Annotated in this window: 18 protein-coding genes; 11 read left to right on the top strand and 7 right to left on the bottom strand. The window is 72.5% G+C overall.

Annotated elements, in window-relative coordinates; genetic code table 11:
* Positions 1 to 89: 89 nt before the first annotated feature.
* The 4 genes from ACNNMR_RS03505 (at position 90) to ACNNMR_RS03490 (ending at position 3568) form a co-directional block, all read left to right on the top strand.
* On the top strand, positions 90 to 764 hold the full coding sequence (locus ACNNMR_RS03505) for a DNA alkylation repair protein (RefSeq protein ID WP_419993010.1): 675 nt from the start codon (positions 90 to 92) through the stop codon (positions 762 to 764).
* Positions 765 to 1010: 246 nt separating this feature from the next.
* Positions 1011 to 2186, top strand: coding sequence for an elongation factor Tu (gene tuf, locus ACNNMR_RS03500; RefSeq protein ID WP_419993009.1), 1176 nt, complete (start codon positions 1011 to 1013; stop codon positions 2184 to 2186).
* 105 nt (positions 2187 to 2291) lie between these two features.
* Entirely contained in the window at positions 2292 to 3140 is an 849-nt protein-coding gene (locus ACNNMR_RS03495; protein ID WP_420000249.1) for a spermidine synthase, read from the top strand.
* 179 nt (positions 3141 to 3319) lie between these two features.
* The gene (locus ACNNMR_RS03490; protein WP_419993008.1) at positions 3320 to 3568 is read left to right on the top strand and encodes a hypothetical protein; all 249 of its coding nucleotides are present in this window, start codon (positions 3320 to 3322) and stop codon (positions 3566 to 3568) included.
* A 58-nt stretch (positions 3569 to 3626) separates the two neighbouring features.
* Here the strand turns inward: ACNNMR_RS03490 and ACNNMR_RS03485 are convergent, their stop codons facing one another.
* Positions 3627 to 4634: a hypothetical protein gene (locus tag ACNNMR_RS03485; RefSeq protein WP_419993007.1), complete on the bottom strand. Its 1008-nt coding sequence runs from the start codon at positions 4632 to 4634 to the stop codon at positions 3627 to 3629.
* Positions 4635 to 4698: 64 nt separating this feature from the next.
* Between ACNNMR_RS03485 and ACNNMR_RS03480 the strand changes: the two genes are divergently transcribed.
* The gene (locus ACNNMR_RS03480; protein ID WP_419993006.1) at positions 4699 to 5163 is read left to right on the top strand and encodes a DUF4442 domain-containing protein; all 465 of its coding nucleotides are present in this window, start codon (positions 4699 to 4701) and stop codon (positions 5161 to 5163) included.
* On the opposite strand, the gene ACNNMR_RS03475 is transcribed toward ACNNMR_RS03480, so the two are convergent.
* Positions 5164 to 5697: a gamma carbonic anhydrase family protein gene (locus ACNNMR_RS03475; RefSeq protein ID WP_419993005.1), complete on the bottom strand. Its 534-nt coding sequence runs from the start codon at positions 5695 to 5697 to the stop codon at positions 5164 to 5166.
* An 80-nt stretch (positions 5698 to 5777) separates the two neighbouring features.
* Here ACNNMR_RS03475 and ACNNMR_RS03470 point away from each other — a divergent pair, with 80 nt between their 5' ends.
* The gene (locus tag ACNNMR_RS03470) at positions 5778 to 6542 is read left to right on the top strand and encodes an acyltransferase (RefSeq protein WP_419993004.1); all 765 of its coding nucleotides are present in this window, start codon (positions 5778 to 5780) and stop codon (positions 6540 to 6542) included.
* Between the two features lie 8 nt (positions 6543 to 6550).
* Here the strand turns inward: ACNNMR_RS03470 and ACNNMR_RS03465 are convergent, their stop codons facing one another.
* Positions 6551 to 7417: an EamA family transporter gene (locus tag ACNNMR_RS03465; protein ID WP_419993003.1), complete on the bottom strand. Its 867-nt coding sequence runs from the start codon at positions 7415 to 7417 to the stop codon at positions 6551 to 6553.
* 119 nt (positions 7418 to 7536) lie between these two features.
* Between ACNNMR_RS03465 and ACNNMR_RS03460 the strand changes: the two genes are divergently transcribed.
* The 5 genes from ACNNMR_RS03460 (at position 7537) to ACNNMR_RS03440 (ending at position 10581) form a co-directional block, all read left to right on the top strand.
* Positions 7537 to 8109 carry a helix-turn-helix domain-containing protein gene (locus ACNNMR_RS03460; protein WP_419993002.1) on the top strand — a complete coding sequence of 191 codons (573 nt, stop codon included), beginning with the start codon at positions 7537 to 7539 and terminating at the stop codon, positions 8107 to 8109.
* Positions 8110 to 8114: 5 nt separating this feature from the next.
* Positions 8115 to 8669, top strand: a complete 555-nt coding sequence (locus ACNNMR_RS03455) for a YbaK/EbsC family protein (RefSeq protein ID WP_419993001.1) — start codon at positions 8115 to 8117, stop codon at positions 8667 to 8669.
* Positions 8666 to 9139 (top strand): GNAT family N-acetyltransferase, encoded by a 474-nt coding sequence (locus ACNNMR_RS03450; protein WP_419993000.1) that lies wholly within the window; start codon positions 8666 to 8668, stop codon positions 9137 to 9139. Before ACNNMR_RS03455 ends, ACNNMR_RS03450 begins: the two co-directional genes overlap by 4 nt.
* Positions 9140 to 9194: 55 nt before the next feature.
* On the top strand, positions 9195 to 9953 hold the full coding sequence (locus tag ACNNMR_RS03445) for a hypothetical protein (RefSeq protein WP_419992999.1): 759 nt from the start codon (positions 9195 to 9197) through the stop codon (positions 9951 to 9953).
* A gap of 61 nt (positions 9954 to 10014) precedes the next feature.
* Entirely contained in the window at positions 10015 to 10581 is a 567-nt protein-coding gene (locus tag ACNNMR_RS03440; protein WP_419992998.1) for a dihydrofolate reductase family protein, read from the top strand.
* Here the strand turns inward: ACNNMR_RS03440 and ACNNMR_RS03435 are convergent.
* The 4 genes from ACNNMR_RS03435 to ACNNMR_RS03420 form a co-directional block, all read right to left on the bottom strand.
* The gene (locus ACNNMR_RS03435) at positions 10538 to 11212 is read right to left on the bottom strand and encodes a hypothetical protein (RefSeq protein WP_419992997.1); all 675 of its coding nucleotides are present in this window, start codon (positions 11210 to 11212) and stop codon (positions 10538 to 10540) included. The genes ACNNMR_RS03440 and ACNNMR_RS03435 overlap by 44 nt on opposite strands.
* Before the next feature lie 12 nt (positions 11213 to 11224).
* Positions 11225 to 14476 (bottom strand): bifunctional lysylphosphatidylglycerol synthetase/lysine--tRNA ligase LysX, encoded by a 3252-nt coding sequence (lysX, locus tag ACNNMR_RS03430; protein ID WP_419992996.1) that lies wholly within the window; start codon positions 14474 to 14476, stop codon positions 11225 to 11227.
* 39 nt (positions 14477 to 14515) lie between these two features.
* On the bottom strand, positions 14516 to 15427 hold the full coding sequence (locus ACNNMR_RS03425) for an endonuclease/exonuclease/phosphatase family protein (RefSeq protein WP_419992995.1): 912 nt from the start codon (positions 15425 to 15427) through the stop codon (positions 14516 to 14518).
* A gap of 325 nt (positions 15428 to 15752) precedes the next feature.
* On the bottom strand, positions 15753 to 16907 hold the full coding sequence (locus ACNNMR_RS03420; RefSeq protein WP_419992994.1) for an ROK family protein: 1155 nt from the start codon (positions 16905 to 16907) through the stop codon (positions 15753 to 15755).
* Positions 16908 to 17025 lie beyond the last annotated feature (118 nt).

The raw sequence follows: 17025 nt of genomic DNA, 5'->3' as shown, positions 1-17025 counted from the left end.
GCCGTGAGCCGGACGACCCCGTAACGAAGCCGTCGACGCCCTGCCACGCTCCCGTCACCGGCCTGCGGCGCTCGCATACGGTGGCGGTCATGCTGGCAGACACCGTCCTCACCCGGCTCACGGCCACATATCCGGCGGCCGCCGATCCGGTACGGGCCGAGCAGACCGTCGCGTACATGAAGGGCGTCGTCCCCTTCCTCGGCATCCCCGCCCCGGAGCGCCGCGCGCTCTCCCGCCAGGTGCTCGAAGGGCTGCCGCGCCCCGATGAGGAGGACTGCGCCGAGATCGCGCTGCGCTGCTGGCAGCTGCCGGAGCGCGAATACCACTACTTCGCCGTGGACTACCTCCGTCGCTACGTGAAGCGGATCGGCTCCGGCTTCCTGCCCACCGCCCGCGAGCTGATCACCCACCACTCCTGGTGGGACACCGTCGACGCCCTCGCCGCCCACACCGTCGGCGGCCTGGTCGCCGCCGACCCGAAGCTGGCGGCCGAGATGGACCACTGGATCGAGGACCCCGATGTGTGGGTGGCCCGCACGGCCCTCCTCCACCAGCTCCGCTTCAAGTCGGCCACCGACACCGACCGCCTCTTCGGCTACTGCCTGCGCCGCGCCGACCACCCGGACTTCTTCATCCGCAAGGCGATCGGATGGTGCCTGCGGGAGTACGGCAAGACGGCGCCGGAGGCGGTGCGCATCTTCGTCGCCGCGCACCGGAGCGAGCTGTCGCCGCTGTCCGTACGTGAGGCGCTGAAGAACCTGTAGGAAAACCCTTCGACGCCGGGCCCCTCCGTACGCGATCATCATCGGCATGTTCCGGCACGCCTTCCTCGCGACCACGTCTGCAGCAGCAGACGCGCTGAAGGCTGCCCTGGACTTCTTCGCAGCAGCAGCCGACGGCGCCCGAGGCTGACCCTTCCCGGACAGAGACATCCGCGGACCCCCGAGGGGGAGGGTCGGCGGGACCGGACGGGGTCCGCGCATCCACTGCGATCCGCGAGGAAGAAAACCATGCCCAAGCAGGCATACGTGCGCACCAAGCCGCACCTCAACATCGGCACCATGGGCCACGTCGACCACGGCAAGACGACCCTCACCGCCGCGATCACCAAGGTCCTCAGCGAGCGCGCCGGCGGCTCCGGCTCCTTCGTCCCGTTCGACCGCATCGACCGGGCCCCGGAGGAGGCGGCGCGCGGCATCACCATCAACATCGCGCACGTCGAGTACGAGACGGCGACCCGGCACTACGCGCACGTCGACATGCCGGGCCACGCGGACTACGTGAAGAACATGGTCACGGGCGCCGCCCAGCTGGACGGTGCGATCCTGGTGGTCTCCGCGACGGACGGCATCATGCCGCAAACCACCGAGCACGTGCTGCTCGCGCGGCAGGTCGGTGTGGAGCACATCGTCGTGGCCCTCAACAAGGCCGACGCCGGCGACCCCGAGCTGACCGACCTGGTCGAGCTCGAGGTCCGTGAGCTGCTGGCGAAGCACGGCTTCGACGGCGACGGGGCTCCGGTCGTACGGGTCTCCGGGCTGAAGGCCCTGGAGGGCGACCCGGAGTGGTCGGCGGCGATCGAGGCGCTGCTCGACGCGGTGGACGCGTACGTCCCGATGCCCGAGCGGTACACGGACGCGCCGTTCCTGCTGCCGGTGGAGAACGTGCTCACCATCACCGGCCGCGGCACGGTCGTGACGGGTGCCGTCGAGCGGGGTCAGGTGCGGGTCGGCGACAAGGTCGAGGTGCTCGGCGCGGAGGTGGAGACGGTGGTCACCGGCCTGGAGACCTTCGGCAAGCCGATGGACTCCGCCGAGGCCGGCGACAACGTCGCGCTGCTGCTGCGCGGCGTCGCGCGGGACGCGGTGCGCCGCGGGCACATCGTGGCGGCGCCCGGCAGCGTTCAGCCGCGGCGGTCCTTCGTGGCGCAGGTGTACCTGCTGCCCGCGGCCGAGGGCGGCCGGCACTCCGCGATCGCCACCGGCTACCGGCCGCAGTTCTACATCCGCACCGCGGACGTGGTCGGCGACATCGACCTCGGCGAGGCGGGCGTCGCCCGTCCCGGCGACACGATCGCCCTGTCGGTCGAGCTGGGCCGCGAGGTCCCGCTGGAGCCGGGCCTGACCTTCGCGATCCGCGAGGGCGGGCGGACGGTGGGGGCGGGCACGGTGACGGAGGTGCACTAGGGCCGCCGCCGCTTCCGTAACGCCCCTGCCACGACTGCTGCCGCAGCCGCATCGCGCGGCTGCGGCAGCGGTAAGAATGGGGCCGTGGACGCCGAGGACCAGCAGATGGAAGACGAGCCGATACCGGTCACCGCCGCGGTCGACGGCGGCGTGGCCAAGCTGCTGCCGGACGTGGACCGGCCGCGCGCGTGGCTGCTGACGGTGGACGGAGCCCCGCAGTCGTACGTCGACCTCGACGACCCCACGTACCTGGAGTTCGAGTACGCCCGCCGCGTAGCCCACGTCATCGACGCGTCCTTCGACGACGGTCGCCCGCTGGACGTCCTCCACCTCGGCGCCGGCGCCCTCACCCTCCCGCGCTTCGTCGCGGCCACCCGCCCCCGCTCCCGGCAACTGGTCATCGACAACGACCGCCCGCTGCTCCGCCTGGTGACGGACCACCTGCCGCTGCCCGCCGGCAGCGGCATCACGCTCCTGGCGGAGGACGCCCGTACGGCCCTGGAGCAGGTGCCGCGGGGAGCGTACGACCTGATCATCGCGGACGTGTACGGCGGCTCGCGCTCCCCGGCGCGCATCGCGTCGGCGGAGTACGCGCGCGCGGCTGCCACCGCCCTGGGCCGCGACGGCGTCTACATCGCCAACCTCGCCGACTCGGCCCCCTTCCGCTTCCTCGGCTCCCAACTCGCGAACGCCGCCCCCGTCTTCGCGGGCCGCTGCCTCATCGCGGAGCCCGGCGTCCTGCGCGGCAGGCGCTTCGGCAACGCGCTGCTGGTGGCGGCGCACCAAGAGCCGGAGATCGGCGAGTTCGCCCGCCGGGTGGCAGCGGACCCCTTCCCGGCCCGCGTCGTCCACGGCGACTCCCTCGCCCGCCTGTGCCCGGACGCCCAACCGGTCCCGGACACCGCCGCCGTACCGTCTCCGGAACCACCGCGCGGAGCTTTCACGGTCGGCTGAGATCAACTGGCTTGACTCCATGATCAAGAGTGGCTTTGTATTACCCCCGACCATTCATAACTGGAGAGGGGTTTTGCGTGCGGCGTCTAATCGCCAGCGCTGCGGTGGCACTTGCCACCGGCGCGGTGCTTGCAAGCGGAGGGCCGGCCGTTGCGGCTTCGGCGGCAGCGGACGGTGACGTGGTCACCAAGGGGCAGTTCACCTGCAACGAGTGGGGCCGCTACGGGGTGACCGACCGCCGCACCCCGGTGCACGTCGGCCCGAGCGGGTCCTCAGCCGTAACCGGCCACATAGCCGCCGGCGAGCGGGTCCGCGGCTACTACCGCTGCATCAACAGCGCGGGAAATGTCTGGTATGAGATAACCGGAAACCTGGGCAACGACATGGAAGAAAAGGACGCCCGGTTCATCTACTCCGGCTACCTCTAAGCCGAAATGAGACCACCCCCGGCAGGCGCATCCTGCCGGGGGTGGTCTCACTTGCGGGTCATGAGAGCGGCCGCAGCGACTTCATAATCTTCTTGATGGTCGCGTCCGGGACCTCGTCCTTTACGTTGATGTCCGTCACCAGGATCCAGGTCTTGAATTCGCCGGATTTGACCTTGAAGGTGAAGGCCACGGACTTGGTGTCGTTTCCTTCGCACTTGTTGTCCTTGGGCGTGTTCTTCGTCGTCGATGTGACGTAATGCCCCTTGAAGCCGGCGGTGCTGGTGAACGCCTTGGCGGGGTCCGTCTTGACGTTGCCCGCTTGCACGGCCTTCTTGGCCGACTTGAGTCCGTCACTGCCGAAGTTACGGAAGGCCGCCCAGGCGATCGACTCGTTCTCGGCGCCCACCTTCGTGTTCTTGGCGCCGTTGGCGCCCTTCGTGCCGGTGAGTGCGCGGCCGTAGCTGTCCTCCCCGGACTCGCACCACTTGTCCTTGTAGGTGGCGGGGCCGGACAGGGTGACCCCCTCGAACTTCTCCCCGAAGCCGCCCTTGCCGTAGCCCTGGAGGGTGCCGGAGCCCTGGATCTTCCAGGTCGGGGGTACGTCGAGGAGCGTCGAGTGCTTGGGGTTGCTCACTGGCTTCCAGCCGGGGACGACGGCCTTCAGGCCGCCGTTCGAGCCGTCGCTGCGCGCGTCGTCCTCGGACGCGGTGTCGCTCGGCGACGCGGATTTCTTCTTGTCCGGCGACGGAGACTTGGAGCCGCCCGCTGTCGGCTCCTTGCCGCCATCGTCCCTGTTCATCAGGACTACGCCGACGACCACTGCGGCGGCCAGCACCGCCACCACTGTGACTATTGCCACTATCTGCGAGGTCTTCGGGCCCTGCTTCTGGGGTGGCTGCATGCCGCCGGGGGGCGTGGGGGCCGACCAGCCGCCGGCGGGCTGCTGGTACGGGTTGGGCTGCTGGCCGTACGGCTGTTGCTGGCCGTACTGCGGGGGCTGCTGGTAGGGATTGGGTTGCTGTTGGTTCGGGTGCTGCTCGCCCCCGGGCTGCTGTCCTTGCCACATGGGCAGCACCATATCTGGGACCGCAGACGGGCCGCGCTTGCTACTCGCTGGTAACGTGCCGCGCATGCCCGAGACTCTGCCGGATATCGGCGAAATGATGGCGGCCACCGTGCCCATGGCCCGCACCCTCGGCCTGGTCTTCGAGGAGACGGGCGCCGAGCGCGCCACCGTCCGCCTGCCCGACCAGCCCGCGTACCACAACCACGTCGGCGGGCCGCACGCCGGCGCGATGTTCACGCTCGCCGAGACGGCGAGCGGCGCCATCGTCCTGGCGGCGTTCGGCGACCAGTTGCAGCGGGCGGTGCCGCTCGCCGTACGGGCCGAGATCGGCTACGCCAAGCTCGCCATGGGTGAGGTCACCGCCACCGCGCGGCTCGGGCGGCCGGCCGCCGAGGTCGTTGCCGAGCTGGATGCGGGGAGCCGGCCGGAGTTTCCGGTCGAGGTGGACATTTCGCGGGCGGACGGGGCCGTCACCGGGCAGATGCGGATCATCTGGACCTTGCGGCCCCATGCCTCTGGTGCCTGCTGATCAGTCGGCCGCCACGTCCTGTGCATGCATGCGGGCCAGCCCGACGTACGCCTCCGCGTTGATCCGGATGTGACCGAGCTCCTCCTCGGTCAGCGGCCGCCGCACCTTCGCGGGCACCCCGGCGACCAGCGACCCCGGCGGGACCTGCATGCCCTGCGGCACCAGCGCCTGCGCCGCCACCAGCGAACCGGCGCCGATCCGCGCGCCGTTGAGGACCGTGGCGCCCATCCCGATCAGCACGTCGTCCTCGATGATGCAGCCGTGCACCACCGCGTTGTGCCCGATGGTGACCCGGTCGCCGATGGTGACCGGGTAGCCGGGGTCGCTGTGGACGCTGGAGTTGTCCTGGACGTTGCTGTCCGCGCCCAGGCTGATCGGGCCGCAGTCGGCGCGCAGCACGGCGTGGTACCAGACGCTGGACCCGGCAGCGAGCGTCGCCTCGCCGACCACGACGGAGGTAGGGGCCGCGTACGCCTCCGGGTCCACCTTCGGCTGCTTGCCGCCGACCGAGGTGATCAAGGGTCGATGCGTCATGGCTGTGCTCGCTCTCTTCAACTGGTGAACCGATCGAGGGGGTTCTCGTGCCGCGCCCTACCGCACAGTACGGTGTCGGAGTGCCGAGCGACCGAAGCAGCCCCCTGAACCGGGCGCTGTCCCGCGCCGTGCACCGCGGCTGGCGCTGGGTGCAGCGCGCGGGGGCGGTGAGCGCGTCGCGCCCTGGGCCGTATCGCTTCCGCCGGATCGGGTACGGCACCAAGCTCGCCTTCCCGCAGGGAACGGTCTTCGGCGAGCCCTGGATCGAGCTGGGTGACCACTGCATCGTCGGCCAGCACGTCACCCTCACCGCCGGGCTGATACCCGATCTCGATCTCGGTACGGATGTGGTGCTGCGGATCGGGAACGGCGTGGTGCTCGGGCGGGGCAGTCACGTTGTGGGGGACCGGCGGGTGACGATCGGCGACGACGTCTTCTGCGGGCCGTACGTCTACATCACCACGACCAACCACAGCTACGACGACCCGCACGAGCCGGTCGGCAAGCAGTGGCCGCGCTCCGCGCCCGTCGAGATCGGGGCGGGCAGCTGGCTCGGGGCCGGGGCGCTGATCCTGCCGGGGGCGCGGCTCGGGCGGAATGTGGTCGTGGCGGCGGGGTCTGTCGTACGGGGCGAGGTGCCCGACCATGCGGTGGTCGCGGGGGCGCCGGCGAAGGTCGTGCGCCGCTGGGATCCGGAGGGCGGCTGGCAGCCGCCGCTGCGGACGCCGACGCCGCGGCCGATCCCGGAGGGGATCACGCCGGAGGAGCTGCTTGCCCTCGGCGAGTGGGACCCGGCCGGGTGGGACGGCCGCGGGGAGATGGGGACACTGGACTCGTCGAGCTGACGAGGCCCCTATCCCGACGCCAGCAGCACCGTCCCCGCGAGCGCAAGGCCCGCCCCCGCCGCCTGGATCCCGCGCAGCCGCTCGTGCAGCAGGCCGCGGGCCGCCAGCGCCGTCACCACCGGGTAGAGCGAGGCGAGCACGGCCGCCACCGTGACCGGGCCCGAGCGGGTGGCCAGGGCGTACGTGCCGTTCGCCGCCACGTCCGCGAGGCCGACGAAGGCGAGGGCGGGCAGGTCCCGTACGAGCGATCGAGCACCCCCCGCCGGGAAGGCCGGGCGGCCGCGGAGGGAGCCCGCCCACAGCACCGGGGCGCCGACCGCGACATTGACCACGCGCTGCACGAACAGGGCCAGGAACAGGCCGTTCAGCGTGGTCGACGCCTCCGCGATGCATGCCATCGTCGCGCCGAAGCCGAGCGCCGCGATCAGCGTCAGCCAGATCGTCTGCCGCTGCACCGGCGCCCCGCGCAGCTGCGGACCGGCCGCGAGCACCACGCCTGTGACGGCGACGGCGATCCCGCTGAGCTGCAGCAGGTCCGGCCGCTCCGCATGAATGACCAGCCCGGCGCCGAACGGCACCACCACGCCGACCGTCCCCAGCGGCGAGACCACGCCCATCGGCCCGAGCGCGAGCGCCCGGTAGAAGCAGAACATGGCCAGCGGGCCGACCGCCCCGGCCGCGACCGCCCACCAGAGCCGGTCGCTCGCCTCGGTCCACGCGCCCGTCGCCAGCACGATGACGCCGAGCACCAGCACCGCGATCGTCTGCGAGACGACCACGACCGTCAGCGCCTTGAGGCGTCGCGTCAGGATCCCGCCGCCGAAGTCGGCGAAGCCCCAGAGGAGGCTGGTGGCGAGGGCGAGAACCGCTGACATGCTGGTGACCTGCCTTGAGTACAGTGTGGTGGACGGTGGCGTACATCAGAGCGTAGTGCATCGCAGTGCACTGCGGCATCCAGAATATTGGACGGATGACGGACGACGGACGGGTAGCTGTGACCGATCTCGATCACCTCACTCAGTCGCTGGCGCGCAATCTCCATCGCTATCGCGCGGAGGCGGGGCTCACCCTGGAGGCGCTCGCCGCGCGGTCCGGCGTCAGCCGCGGCATGATCATCCAGATCGAGCAGGCGCGGACGAACCCGAGCGTGGCGACCACCTTCAAGCTCGCCGACGCGCTGGGCGTCAGCCTGACGGCGCTGCTCGATTACGAGACCGGGCCGCAGGTGCGGGTGCTGGCGCCCGGCAAGCAGGTGCAGACGTGGGCGACGGACAAGGGCAGCTCCTCCCGGCTGCTGATCGACGCGCAGGCGCCCGGGCCCTTCGAGCTGTGGCAGTGGCGGCTGGCGCCGGGAGACGCGAGCGCGTCCGATCCGCACCCGTCCGGCACGGTCGAGCTGCTGCACGTGACCGCGGGCGAGCTCACCCTCGTCGTGGACGACGCGCCGCATGCCGTGCCCGCCGGGCACTCGGCGAGCTTCGAGGGCAGCCGCCCGCATACGTACCGCAACGACGGTGACCAGCCTGTGGACATGACCCTGGCGGTGTCGATCCCCGCCGTACGCTGAGAGCCATGCGCCCGCCGATCGGAAACTTCGCCGAAGCCCACCCAGCCCCCGAGGTCGCCGACCGCCTCGCCGAGCCCGTCGCCGCGGCGGTGCGGGCGTGGCGGAGTGCCGTACCGGCCGAGGAGCTGCTCTATGTCGACAGCGACCCGGAGGTCGCCGACACCGCCGTCTTCTGCGAGACGTACGGCGAGGAGCTGCTGGAGCAGTCGGCCAACTGCGTGATCACCGTGGGCAAGCGCGGCGGCGAGCTCACCTACGCCGCCTGCGTGGTGCTGTCCACCACCCGGGTCGACGTCAACGGCGTGGTGCGCAAGCAGCTCGGCGCCCGCAAGGCGTCGTTCGCGCCCATGGACAGCGCGGTCGGCGAGACCGGGATGGAGTACGGCGGCATCACCCCGATCGGGCTGCCGCGCGACTGGCCGGTGCTCGTCGACGCCCGCGTCGCCGACGCGCCGCACCTGGTCATCGGCAGCGGCCTGCGCCGCGGCAAGCTCATCGTCCCGGGCAAGGCCCTTGCCGGGCTGCCGGGTGCGGCGGTGATCGAGGGGCTCGGGGCGTGACGGCGGTACGAGCCGCCCGGCCCGAGGACGCCGCGGAAGTGGTGCGGCTGCGGCGCGAGATGTTCCGCGCGATGCGGGGGCGGGACGAGCCGGGGCCCTGGGAGGCGGACGCGCGCGACATGCTGCGGCGCCGGCTCGCGGAGGCGAACCCGCGCACCGGCGCCTACGTGATCGACGGCCCCGACGGCACCCTCGCCGCCTGCGCGGTGGGCACCATCGAGGAGCGGCTGCCCGCCCCCGCCCACCCGGACGGCCGGTTCGGCTTCGTCTTCAATGTCTGCACCGACCCGGACCAACGCGGCCGCGGCTACGCAAGGGCCGTCACCCGCGAGCTGCTGTCCTGGTTCGCCGCGAACGGCGTCACCCGCATCGACCTGCACGCCACGAAGGACGCCGAGCAGCTCTACCGCGACTTCGGCTTCGCCGAGCACCCGGTGGCCCTGTCGCTCGACCTCCCGGCCCCGCGCTAAGGCCTCGCCGCGCGGACGCGCTCTCCCCCTCCTACGGTGGGGGAGAGGAGGCGAGATGGGCACGTGGTTCGACAACCACATCGTGGGGACGGGCCGGATGCCGCTCTTCGCCTTCTTCCTCGGGCTGATCGCCGCCTTCGCGGCCATCCGGTTCAGCGTCCGCATGATCCGCGCGGGGGTGCGCTGGTGGCCGGGGAACATCAAGGCCGGCGGCACCCACATCCACCACGTCGTCTTCGGCGTCGTCTTCATGGTCGTGGGCGGCGCCGTCGGCCTCGCGCTGCCGGACGAGTACATCGGCTGGCGGACCGGCGTGGCCGCGCTCTTCGGCGTCGGTACGGGCCTGGTGCTGGACGAGTTCGCACTGATCCTGCACCTGGAAGATGTCTACTGGACCCGCCGCGGCCGCACCTCCATCGACGCCGTCTTCGTCGCCGTCGCGCTGATCGGGATGATCCTGCTCGGGCTGCAGCCGATCGGTCTCGACGACTGGGAGCTCTACGGCCGCGACACCGACCCCATCCCGTTCTTCACCACCCTGGTCCTCTCCTTCTCTCTCGCCCTGGTGACGCTGCTCAAGGGCAAGATCTGGACCGGGCTGATCGGAATCTTCCTGCCCCCGCTGTTGATCATCGGCGCCATCCGGCTCAGTCGGCCGCGCGCCCCGTGGGCCCGCTGGCGTTACGGCACCCGCCGCCCCCGCAAGCAGCTGCGCGCCGAAGGGCGCGAGCGGCGGCTGCGGGAGCCGGTGGTGGCGGCGAAGGTACGGATCCAGGAGCTGCTGGCAGGAAGGCACGACCTGCCGGACAGGTGAGCGCCACTGTCATAGGCGGCCGCTACTGTCATAGCCGCCACCTCAGCTAGGAGGGCGCCCTATGCGCAGCGTGACGTATTCGATGACCGTTTCCCTGGACGGCTATGTCGTCGGGCCCGACGGCCGCTTCGACTGGCTGCCGCCGGAGGAGGAGGTCTTCCGCTTCGCCACCGAGGAGGTGCGGGCGCTCGGCTTCCATCTGCTGGGGCGGCGGCTGTACGAGGACATGCTGTTCTGGGAGACCGCCGACCACGATCTGCCGGTCGACGCCACGTTGATGCGTGAGTTCGCGGCGCTGTGGCAGGCGCTGCCGAAGGTGGTGTTCTCCCGCACGCTGACCGAGGTGAAGGGCAACGCCCGGCTGGCCACCGGCAGCCTCGCGGAGGAGATCGAGCGGCTGCGCGCCGAGCCCGGCGAGGGCAACATCGCGATCGGCGGCGCGACGCTCGCCCATGAGGCGGCCGAGCTGGGCCTGCTCGACGAGTACCGGGCCCGGGTCCTGGCGGTGCTGGTCGGCGGCGGCGTCCCGTACTTCCCGCAGGGCAAGCGGCGGGTGGACCTCGAGCTCCTCGAGACCCGCGCCCTCACCCCGACCGTCGGCTTCTACCACTACCGCGTGGCGCGCTAGCGCTCCGCCGGGTCAGCCACAGCCAGACCAACGCGGCCGCGATGCCGACCAGGTGCTGCCGCCCGGCCAGATTCGGCTCCACGATCAGCTCCAGCAGCATCACCCCCGGCACCAGCACCATCAGCGCCCGCGACCGCCACTGCCACGCCAGCGCCAGCGCGATCCCGACGACCGCCGCGGAAGGCCCGGTGTCGCGGACGTGCGCCGCCGACTCCGCAAGCCCGAACGGGACATCGGGCCCGAGCCACACTCCCAGGCGCACATACAGCGTCCCGGCCACCGTCGCCACCAGCGCCACGGCGAGCGTCCGCCACGCGCCCAGGGCAAGCCCGCCGAGCCCGAACGCCACGAGGACCTGCAGCACCGCCCCCCAAGACGGCAGATCGGGCGCGGGCACGAACATCGACAGCGGCGTGCGGGCGAGGGCCGTCGGCAGCGGCAGCGTGCCCCGTACGACCCCGAGCCGCTCGATCGCCTCCGCCCCGCCGGGGGACTGCTGCCCGTACGAGAACATCAGCACCAGCGCCGCGCACACCACGCCCAGCCACAGCCCGCGCCACCCGCCGCCCGTCCGCCAGGCCACGGCGACGCCCGCGGCGATCCGCCGCCACTCCTCCCGCAGCAGGCCCACGCGCCCAGGTCCTCAGCGCCGCCGCACCAGCGGGAACGGCAGCGTCTCGCGGATGGATAGGCCCGTCAGGAACATGACGAGGCGGTCCACGCCGATGCCGAGCCCGCCCGTGGGCGGCATTGCGTATTCGAGCGCGGTGAGGAAGTCCTCGTCGAGCTCCATGGCCTCCGGGTCGCCGCCGGCGGCCAGCAGCGACTGTTCGGTGAGCCGGCGGCGCTGGTCGACGGGGTCGGTGAGCTCGGAGTAGGCGGTGCCCAGTTCCGTGCCGAAGGCGACCAGGTCCCAGCGCTCGGCGAGGCGGTCGTCGGCGCGGTGCTTGCGGGTGAGGGGGGAGACGTCGGTGGGGAAGTCCTTGTAGAAGCACGGCAGTTCGGTGCGCTCCTCGACCAGGCGCTCGTACATCTCCAGGATCAGGTCCCCGTGCCCCATCCGGTCCGTGTACGGCACCTGGGCGCGGTCGCAGAGCGCGCACAGCCGGACGTCGGGCGTGCCGGGTTCGACCTCCTCGCCGAGCGCGTCGGAGATCGATCCGTACACCGTCTTCACCGGCCACGCGCCCGACAGATCGTGTTCGGTGACCTTGCCGTCCGCGTCCGTGCGCCGGGCGACAGGGCTGCCGTACGCGGCCGTGGCGGCGCCCTGGATGAGCTCGCGGGTGAGGTCGAGCATCACGTCGTAGTCGGCGAAGGCCTGGTAGGCCTCCAGCATGGTGAATTCGGGGTTGTGCTTGTAGGACGTGCCTTCATTACGGAAGGTCCGCCCCATCTCGAAGACCTTCTCAAGGCCGCCCACGCACAGCCGCTTCAGGTACAGCTCGGGTGCGATGCGCAGGTACAGATCGAGGTCGTACGCGTTGATGTGGGTGGTGAACGGGCGGGCATTCGCGCCGCCGTGCACCTGCTGCAGCATCGGCGTCTCGACCTCGAGATAGCCGCGGTCGAGCAGCCCCTGGCGGAGCGCCTGCACGGCCGCGCTGCGGGTGCGCACTACGTCGCGGGCGGTCGGGTTGACCGCCAGGTCCACGTACCGGCGGCGCACCCGCGCCTCGGGGTCGGTCAGGCCGCGGCGCTTGTCGGGGAGCGGGTGCAGGCACTTGCCGGTCAGCCGCCAGGTGGTGACGAAGACGGAGAGCTCGCCGAGGTCGGTGGTGCCGACCTCGCCGTCCGCCTCGATGTGGTCGCCGAGGTCGAGGCCGCGGAGCTGGTCGGTGCCTGAACCGGTCAGCACCAGCTGGAGGTCCCCTGACCAGTCGCGCAGCGCGAGGAACGCGATGCCGCCGTGATCGCGGACCCGCAGCACCCGCCCCGCGACCCGCACCGCCTCGCCCGTCCTGACGCCGGGCCGCAGCCCGGGATGGGCGCGGCGGATCTCGTCGAGGGTGTGCGTGCGCGAGGCCGTCACCGGATACGGATCCACGCCCTCCGCCCGCAGCCGCGCCAGCTTCTCCAGGCGCACCCGCACCTGTTCCGGCGGCCGCACGGCCGGGGCGTCCGGGAACAGCGGGGCGATGCCGTGCGCCGCCGCGACCTCGTCCTCGCTCAGCGGCGGCAGGTCGCCGAGCGCGGCCGGCGGCCGCACGCCGGTGCGTGGGTCCTGCCGCCGCCAGGGCACGGTGACGAAGCCCTCCGCGATGCCGGCCGCCAGGCTGATCCGGCCGAGGGCGCGGGGCTCCCCGTAACAGAGGAAGCGCGGCAGCCAGCGCGGCCGATACTTCACGTTCGAGCGGTACAGCGCCTCCAGCTGCCACCACTTGGAGAAGAACAGCAGCAGATGCCGCCACATCCGCAGCACCGGGCCCGCGCCGATGCGGGCGCCCTCCTCGAAGACGGAGCGGAACACGGCGAAGTTCAGCGAGGCCCGCCGGATGCCGAGCTTCGGGCCCTGCTCGGCGAGCTGCGCGACCATGAACTCCATGACGCCGTTGGGCGAGGCGCGGTCCCGGCGCATCACGTCCAGGGACACCCCGTCCCGGCCCCACGGGACGAAGGAGAGGAGCGCGGCGGGGGTCCCTTCGCCCGTACGGGCCTCGACCAGCAGGCATTCGCCGTCCGCCGGATCGCCGAGCCGGCCGAGCGCCATCGAGAAGCCGCGCTCGGTCTCGGTGTCGCGCCACTCGTCGGCGAGGCGGACGACCTCGGCCAGCTCTGCGTCGGTCAGCTCGCGGTGGCGGCGGATGCGTACGGTCATGCCGGTCCGCTCGACCCGGCCGACCGCCTGCCGCACGCCGCGCATCTCGCGGTCGCCCAGGCGGAAGTCCTCGCAGACCAGCACCGCCTCGTCGCCGAGCTGCAGCGCCCCGAGCCCGGCCCGCTGGTACGCGCGGGCGCCCGCCTCGCTCGCGCCCATCGCGGCCGGGGTCCAGGCGTACGTGCGGGCCACCGCCAGCCAGGCGTCGACGGCCGGGCCCCACGCCTCCGGGTCGCCGACGGGGTCGCCGCTGGCCAGGCAGACGCCCGCCTCGACGCGGTAGGTGATGCAGGCCTTGCCGCTGGGGGCGAAGACGGCGTTCTTGTCGCGGCGGGTGGCGAAGTAGCCGAGCGAGTCCTGGGAGCCGTAGCGGGCGAGGAGTGCCCGGATGCGGACCTCGTCCTCGGCCTCGAGCCCGGCGAGGGCGCGCTGCGAGCGGAACAGGGTGGCCGCGGCGCCGAGCAGCGCGAGGGCGCCGAACAGGCCGAGGAGGAAGTGCAGGATCCGCGGCGGCCGGCCGCCGAAATTGCCGACGCCGAGCAGCCCGCCGAAGACCTCGTTGGCGGCCCAGCCGAGCCGGTCGCCCGCGGGCAGGCCGCCGGGGAAGGCGGTCACCAGCCCCCATCCGGCGAGCACGGCAAGGCCGAGCCCGACGGCCAGCACGGCCATCGCCCGCCAGAACGCGCCGCGCCGCACCCGCGCCGCGAACTCGCCCCTGGCCAGCAGCAGCACCGCCAGCACGACGGCGGCCAGCAGGAACGGGGCGAGCGCGTCGTGCCAATCGCGCTCCGTGGCGAGCACCAGCGCCGCGATCGCGAGGAGTACCCCCCAGTAGATCGCCAGCACCCACCAGGCGGCGCGCTTGCGCGCGGTGGTCGCCACGGCCAGCAGCATCAGGAAGGCGGCGTAGGCGAGGTTGGGCGAGGCCGGGAAGATCCAGTCGTCGATGAAGTGCGTGACCGGGCGCAGCAGCCGCCGCAGCGGCCCGATCAGCGCGGTCACGGCGCAGTACAGCCCGAGCGTCCCGAGCGCGGCCCCCGCCCACTGCGGCACCCGGCTTCCGAGTTTCGCGCTCATGACTGCTCCGGGCGAGGGTCGGTGCAAGGTAGGGCAAACCTACCCAATCACCAGATCGGCGGCCACCGGGAGATGGTCACTCGCGGCCGGCGCGCTGGTGATCAGGTGGGTGGCGACGGTGCGGACGTCCGGGCTGGTCAGGATCCAGTCGATGCGGTCGCCGTCCGGTGTGAGCGGGCGCCAGCCGTGGTACGTGCCGTAGAGGGCGCCGCGTGACTCGGCGGCGTCCCAGGTGTCGGCCAGTCCGGCGCCGCGCAGCAGCATGTCGTAGGCCGGATTGGCGTGGGCCGCGGCGTTGAAGTCGCCGGTGAGGATGCATGGCAGGCGCGGCCGCAGCCGGCGCAGGCGGCGGGTGATGAGGGCGGCGGAGCGCTCGCGGCCCTGCTGGCTGATGTGGTCCAGGTGGGTGTTGACCGCGTAGAAGCGGCGGCCGGTGGCGAGGTCGGCGAAGCGGACCCAGGTGACCATGCGGATGTTGTCGTTGCCCCAGGTGTTGGAGGCGATGCGGTCGGGGGTGTCGGAGAGCCAGTAGTGGCCGTAGTCGCGGGGGTCGAGGCGCCGGGTGTCGTAGAAGACGGCCATGTACTCGCCGCGGCTGCCGCCCTCGGTGCCGGTCCCGATCCAGTCGTAGCAGGGGCCGAGGCCCGCCTGTATGTCGCGGAGCTGGTGGAACTTGCCCTCCTGGGTGCCTATCAGGTGCGGGGCGCAGGCGCAGAGCATCGACGTGAGGAGGGGGCGGCGCTCGGCCCAGGAGTGCGGGATGTCGTCGGAGGCGTAGCGGACATTGAAGCTGAGGGTGCGCAGGACGGGGCCGGCGAGGGGAGTCGGGGCGCCGCCCTCGGGGAATGCGGCGGCGGGTGCGGCGGGGCCGAGGTGCGGGGCCAGCACGCCCGCGGCGGCAGCGCCCAGCAGCCTGCGGCGGGTGACCAGCGGGGCGGACCGTACGGCCATGGTGGGCGGCTCCGGAGGGGGCGGGCTGTGCCGGTCACGCTAAACCGGCACCTCCGGCCGCGCGCGCCATGCGACCCGGGCGGGGGAACGGGGGGCGTGCGGCGCGCGTCCTGGTCGGGGGGAGGGGCGGACCCGGCGGGCGTCCGCGGCCGGGTTGCGGGCGTGTCCCGCGCGGGCTCCCGGCCGGGGTTGCGGGCGCATCCTGCGCGGGCTCCCGGCCGGGGCTCCGGGCCTATCCCGCGTGGGCTCCCGGCCGGGGCTCCGGGCCTATCCCGCGTGGGCTCCCGGCCGGGGCTCCGGGCCCAACCCGCCCGCGTCCCCGCCCTCAGCCCTCGCCCGACCCCAGCACCAGCACCTGGATCGCCAGTACCGCCGCACCCCGGGCCCAGTCGTGGAAGTCGGAGACCTTGGTCTCCAGATTCACCGGCTCGGAGCCGGGGTGCCGCTGCGCGGCGAGCGCCCGCTCGATCGCCGGGCCCGCCACCTCGATGATGCCGACGCCCTCACCGGCCAGCAGGATCTTCTCCGGCATCGCGAAGTTGGCGATATGCGCGACCAGGGTGCCCAGCGCCCGCCCCGCCTCGTCGACCACCCGCGAGCACAGCGGATCGCCGGCGGCCGCGAGGGCGAGGATCTCCTCGTACGACGTGTCGACGCCGGTGGCTGCCTGCACCTGGTAGCGGATGCCGGGGATGGAGAGCAGCGCGATCGCGCTGCCGCGGTCGCCGTGCGGGGTGAGCGGGCCGCTCTGGTCGAGGATCCACCGGTCGCCGACCGCCAGGCCGCGGTCGCCGCGGCGCAGCGAACGGTCGCCGTGGACCAGCTCGTAGCCGATGCCCGCCCCGATGGTCAGCACCGCGAAGCGCTCCAGGCCGCGGCCCGCGCCGAACCAGGTCTCCGCCTCGGTCAGCGCCGCCACATCGTTCTCCACCACCACCGGCAGTCCGGTGCGCTCCTCGACCATGGCCGCCAGGTGCACGTCCTTCCAGCCGAGGAAGGACGAGTCGGCCACCACGGCGCGGTCCGCGGCCCGGCCGCCGACCCCGATGCCGATCCCGGCCAGCCGCGGGAAGCGGGCCGCGAAGTCCTCGGTCAGCTCCTGCAGGATGTCCGCGACCGCCGCCGGGTCGCGGGTGGTCAGCGGGCGGTCCAGGCTGGCCAGGACGTCGCTGCGGAGGGAGGTCACGACCCCGTAGACCATATCCGCGGTGATCTTGAAGCCGGCGAAGCTGCGGGAGTCGGCGACGATGTCCAGCGGCTGCGAGGGGCGGCCCTGGCGGTGGGCGGCGGCGCCGTCCGCGGCCTCGATGAGCAGCCCCGACTCGATCAGCGGCTTCGTCAGCCGTGTGAGGCTGCCGGCCGATAGGCCCAGGCGGCGGGCGAGTTCGGCGCGCGGCAGCGGGCCGTGCTTGAGGATCTCGATCGCCACGGAGCGCTCGCCGGGGCGCAGCGGCAGCCAGCTGACAGGGCGTGCGGTCATACGCCTCATCCTCCTCCGTGATTTTTTCCAGTACGAAATCAAAGCTCAGCCTCGCTGCGCTGGCAAGCTTCTTCAAGGGATCCGTGTACGGGTATTGACGGGCAGATAGTTCCGCCTC

Origin of the sequence: Streptomyces boninensis, from assembly GCF_048572725.1 — a bacterium.
Lineage (GTDB): Bacteria > Actinomycetota > Actinomycetes > Streptomycetales > Streptomycetaceae > Streptomyces > Streptomyces boninensis.
The sequence above is the reverse complement of the archived record's forward strand: the minus strand, read 5'-3'. Positions and strand labels throughout refer to the sequence as shown.

Excerpts from the sequence above, each read along its gene's own strand:
- ACNNMR_RS03505 (WP_419993010.1), top strand. The coding sequence starts at position 90 with ATGCTGGCAGACACCGTCCTCACCCGGCTCACGGCCACATATCCGGCG.
- ACNNMR_RS03485 (WP_419993007.1), bottom strand. The coding sequence starts at position 4,634 with ATGTGGCAAGGACAGCAGCCCGGGGGCGAGCAGCACCCGAACCAACAG.
- ACNNMR_RS03480 (WP_419993006.1), top strand. The coding sequence starts at position 4,699 with ATGCCCGAGACTCTGCCGGATATCGGCGAAATGATGGCGGCCACCGTG.
- ACNNMR_RS03420 (WP_419992994.1), bottom strand. The coding sequence starts at position 16,907 with ATGACCGCACGCCCTGTCAGCTGGCTGCCGCTGCGCCCCGGCGAGCGC.
- ACNNMR_RS03495 (WP_420000249.1), top strand. The coding sequence starts at position 2,292 with ATGGAAGACGAGCCGATACCGGTCACCGCCGCGGTCGACGGCGGCGTG.
- ACNNMR_RS03440 (WP_419992998.1), top strand. The coding sequence starts at position 10,015 with ATGCGCAGCGTGACGTATTCGATGACCGTTTCCCTGGACGGCTATGTC.
- ACNNMR_RS03425 (WP_419992995.1), bottom strand. The coding sequence starts at position 15,427 with ATGGCCGTACGGTCCGCCCCGCTGGTCACCCGCCGCAGGCTGCTGGGC.
- lysX (WP_419992996.1), bottom strand. The coding sequence starts at position 14,476 with ATGAGCGCGAAACTCGGAAGCCGGGTGCCGCAGTGGGCGGGGGCCGCG.
- ACNNMR_RS03445 (WP_419992999.1), top strand. The coding sequence starts at position 9,195 with ATGGGCACGTGGTTCGACAACCACATCGTGGGGACGGGCCGGATGCCG.
- ACNNMR_RS03455 (WP_419993001.1), top strand. The coding sequence starts at position 8,115 with ATGCGCCCGCCGATCGGAAACTTCGCCGAAGCCCACCCAGCCCCCGAG.
- ACNNMR_RS03475 (WP_419993005.1), bottom strand. The coding sequence starts at position 5,697 with ATGACGCATCGACCCTTGATCACCTCGGTCGGCGGCAAGCAGCCGAAG.
- tuf (WP_419993009.1), top strand. The coding sequence starts at position 1,011 with ATGCCCAAGCAGGCATACGTGCGCACCAAGCCGCACCTCAACATCGGC.
- ACNNMR_RS03465 (WP_419993003.1), bottom strand. The coding sequence starts at position 7,417 with ATGTCAGCGGTTCTCGCCCTCGCCACCAGCCTCCTCTGGGGCTTCGCC.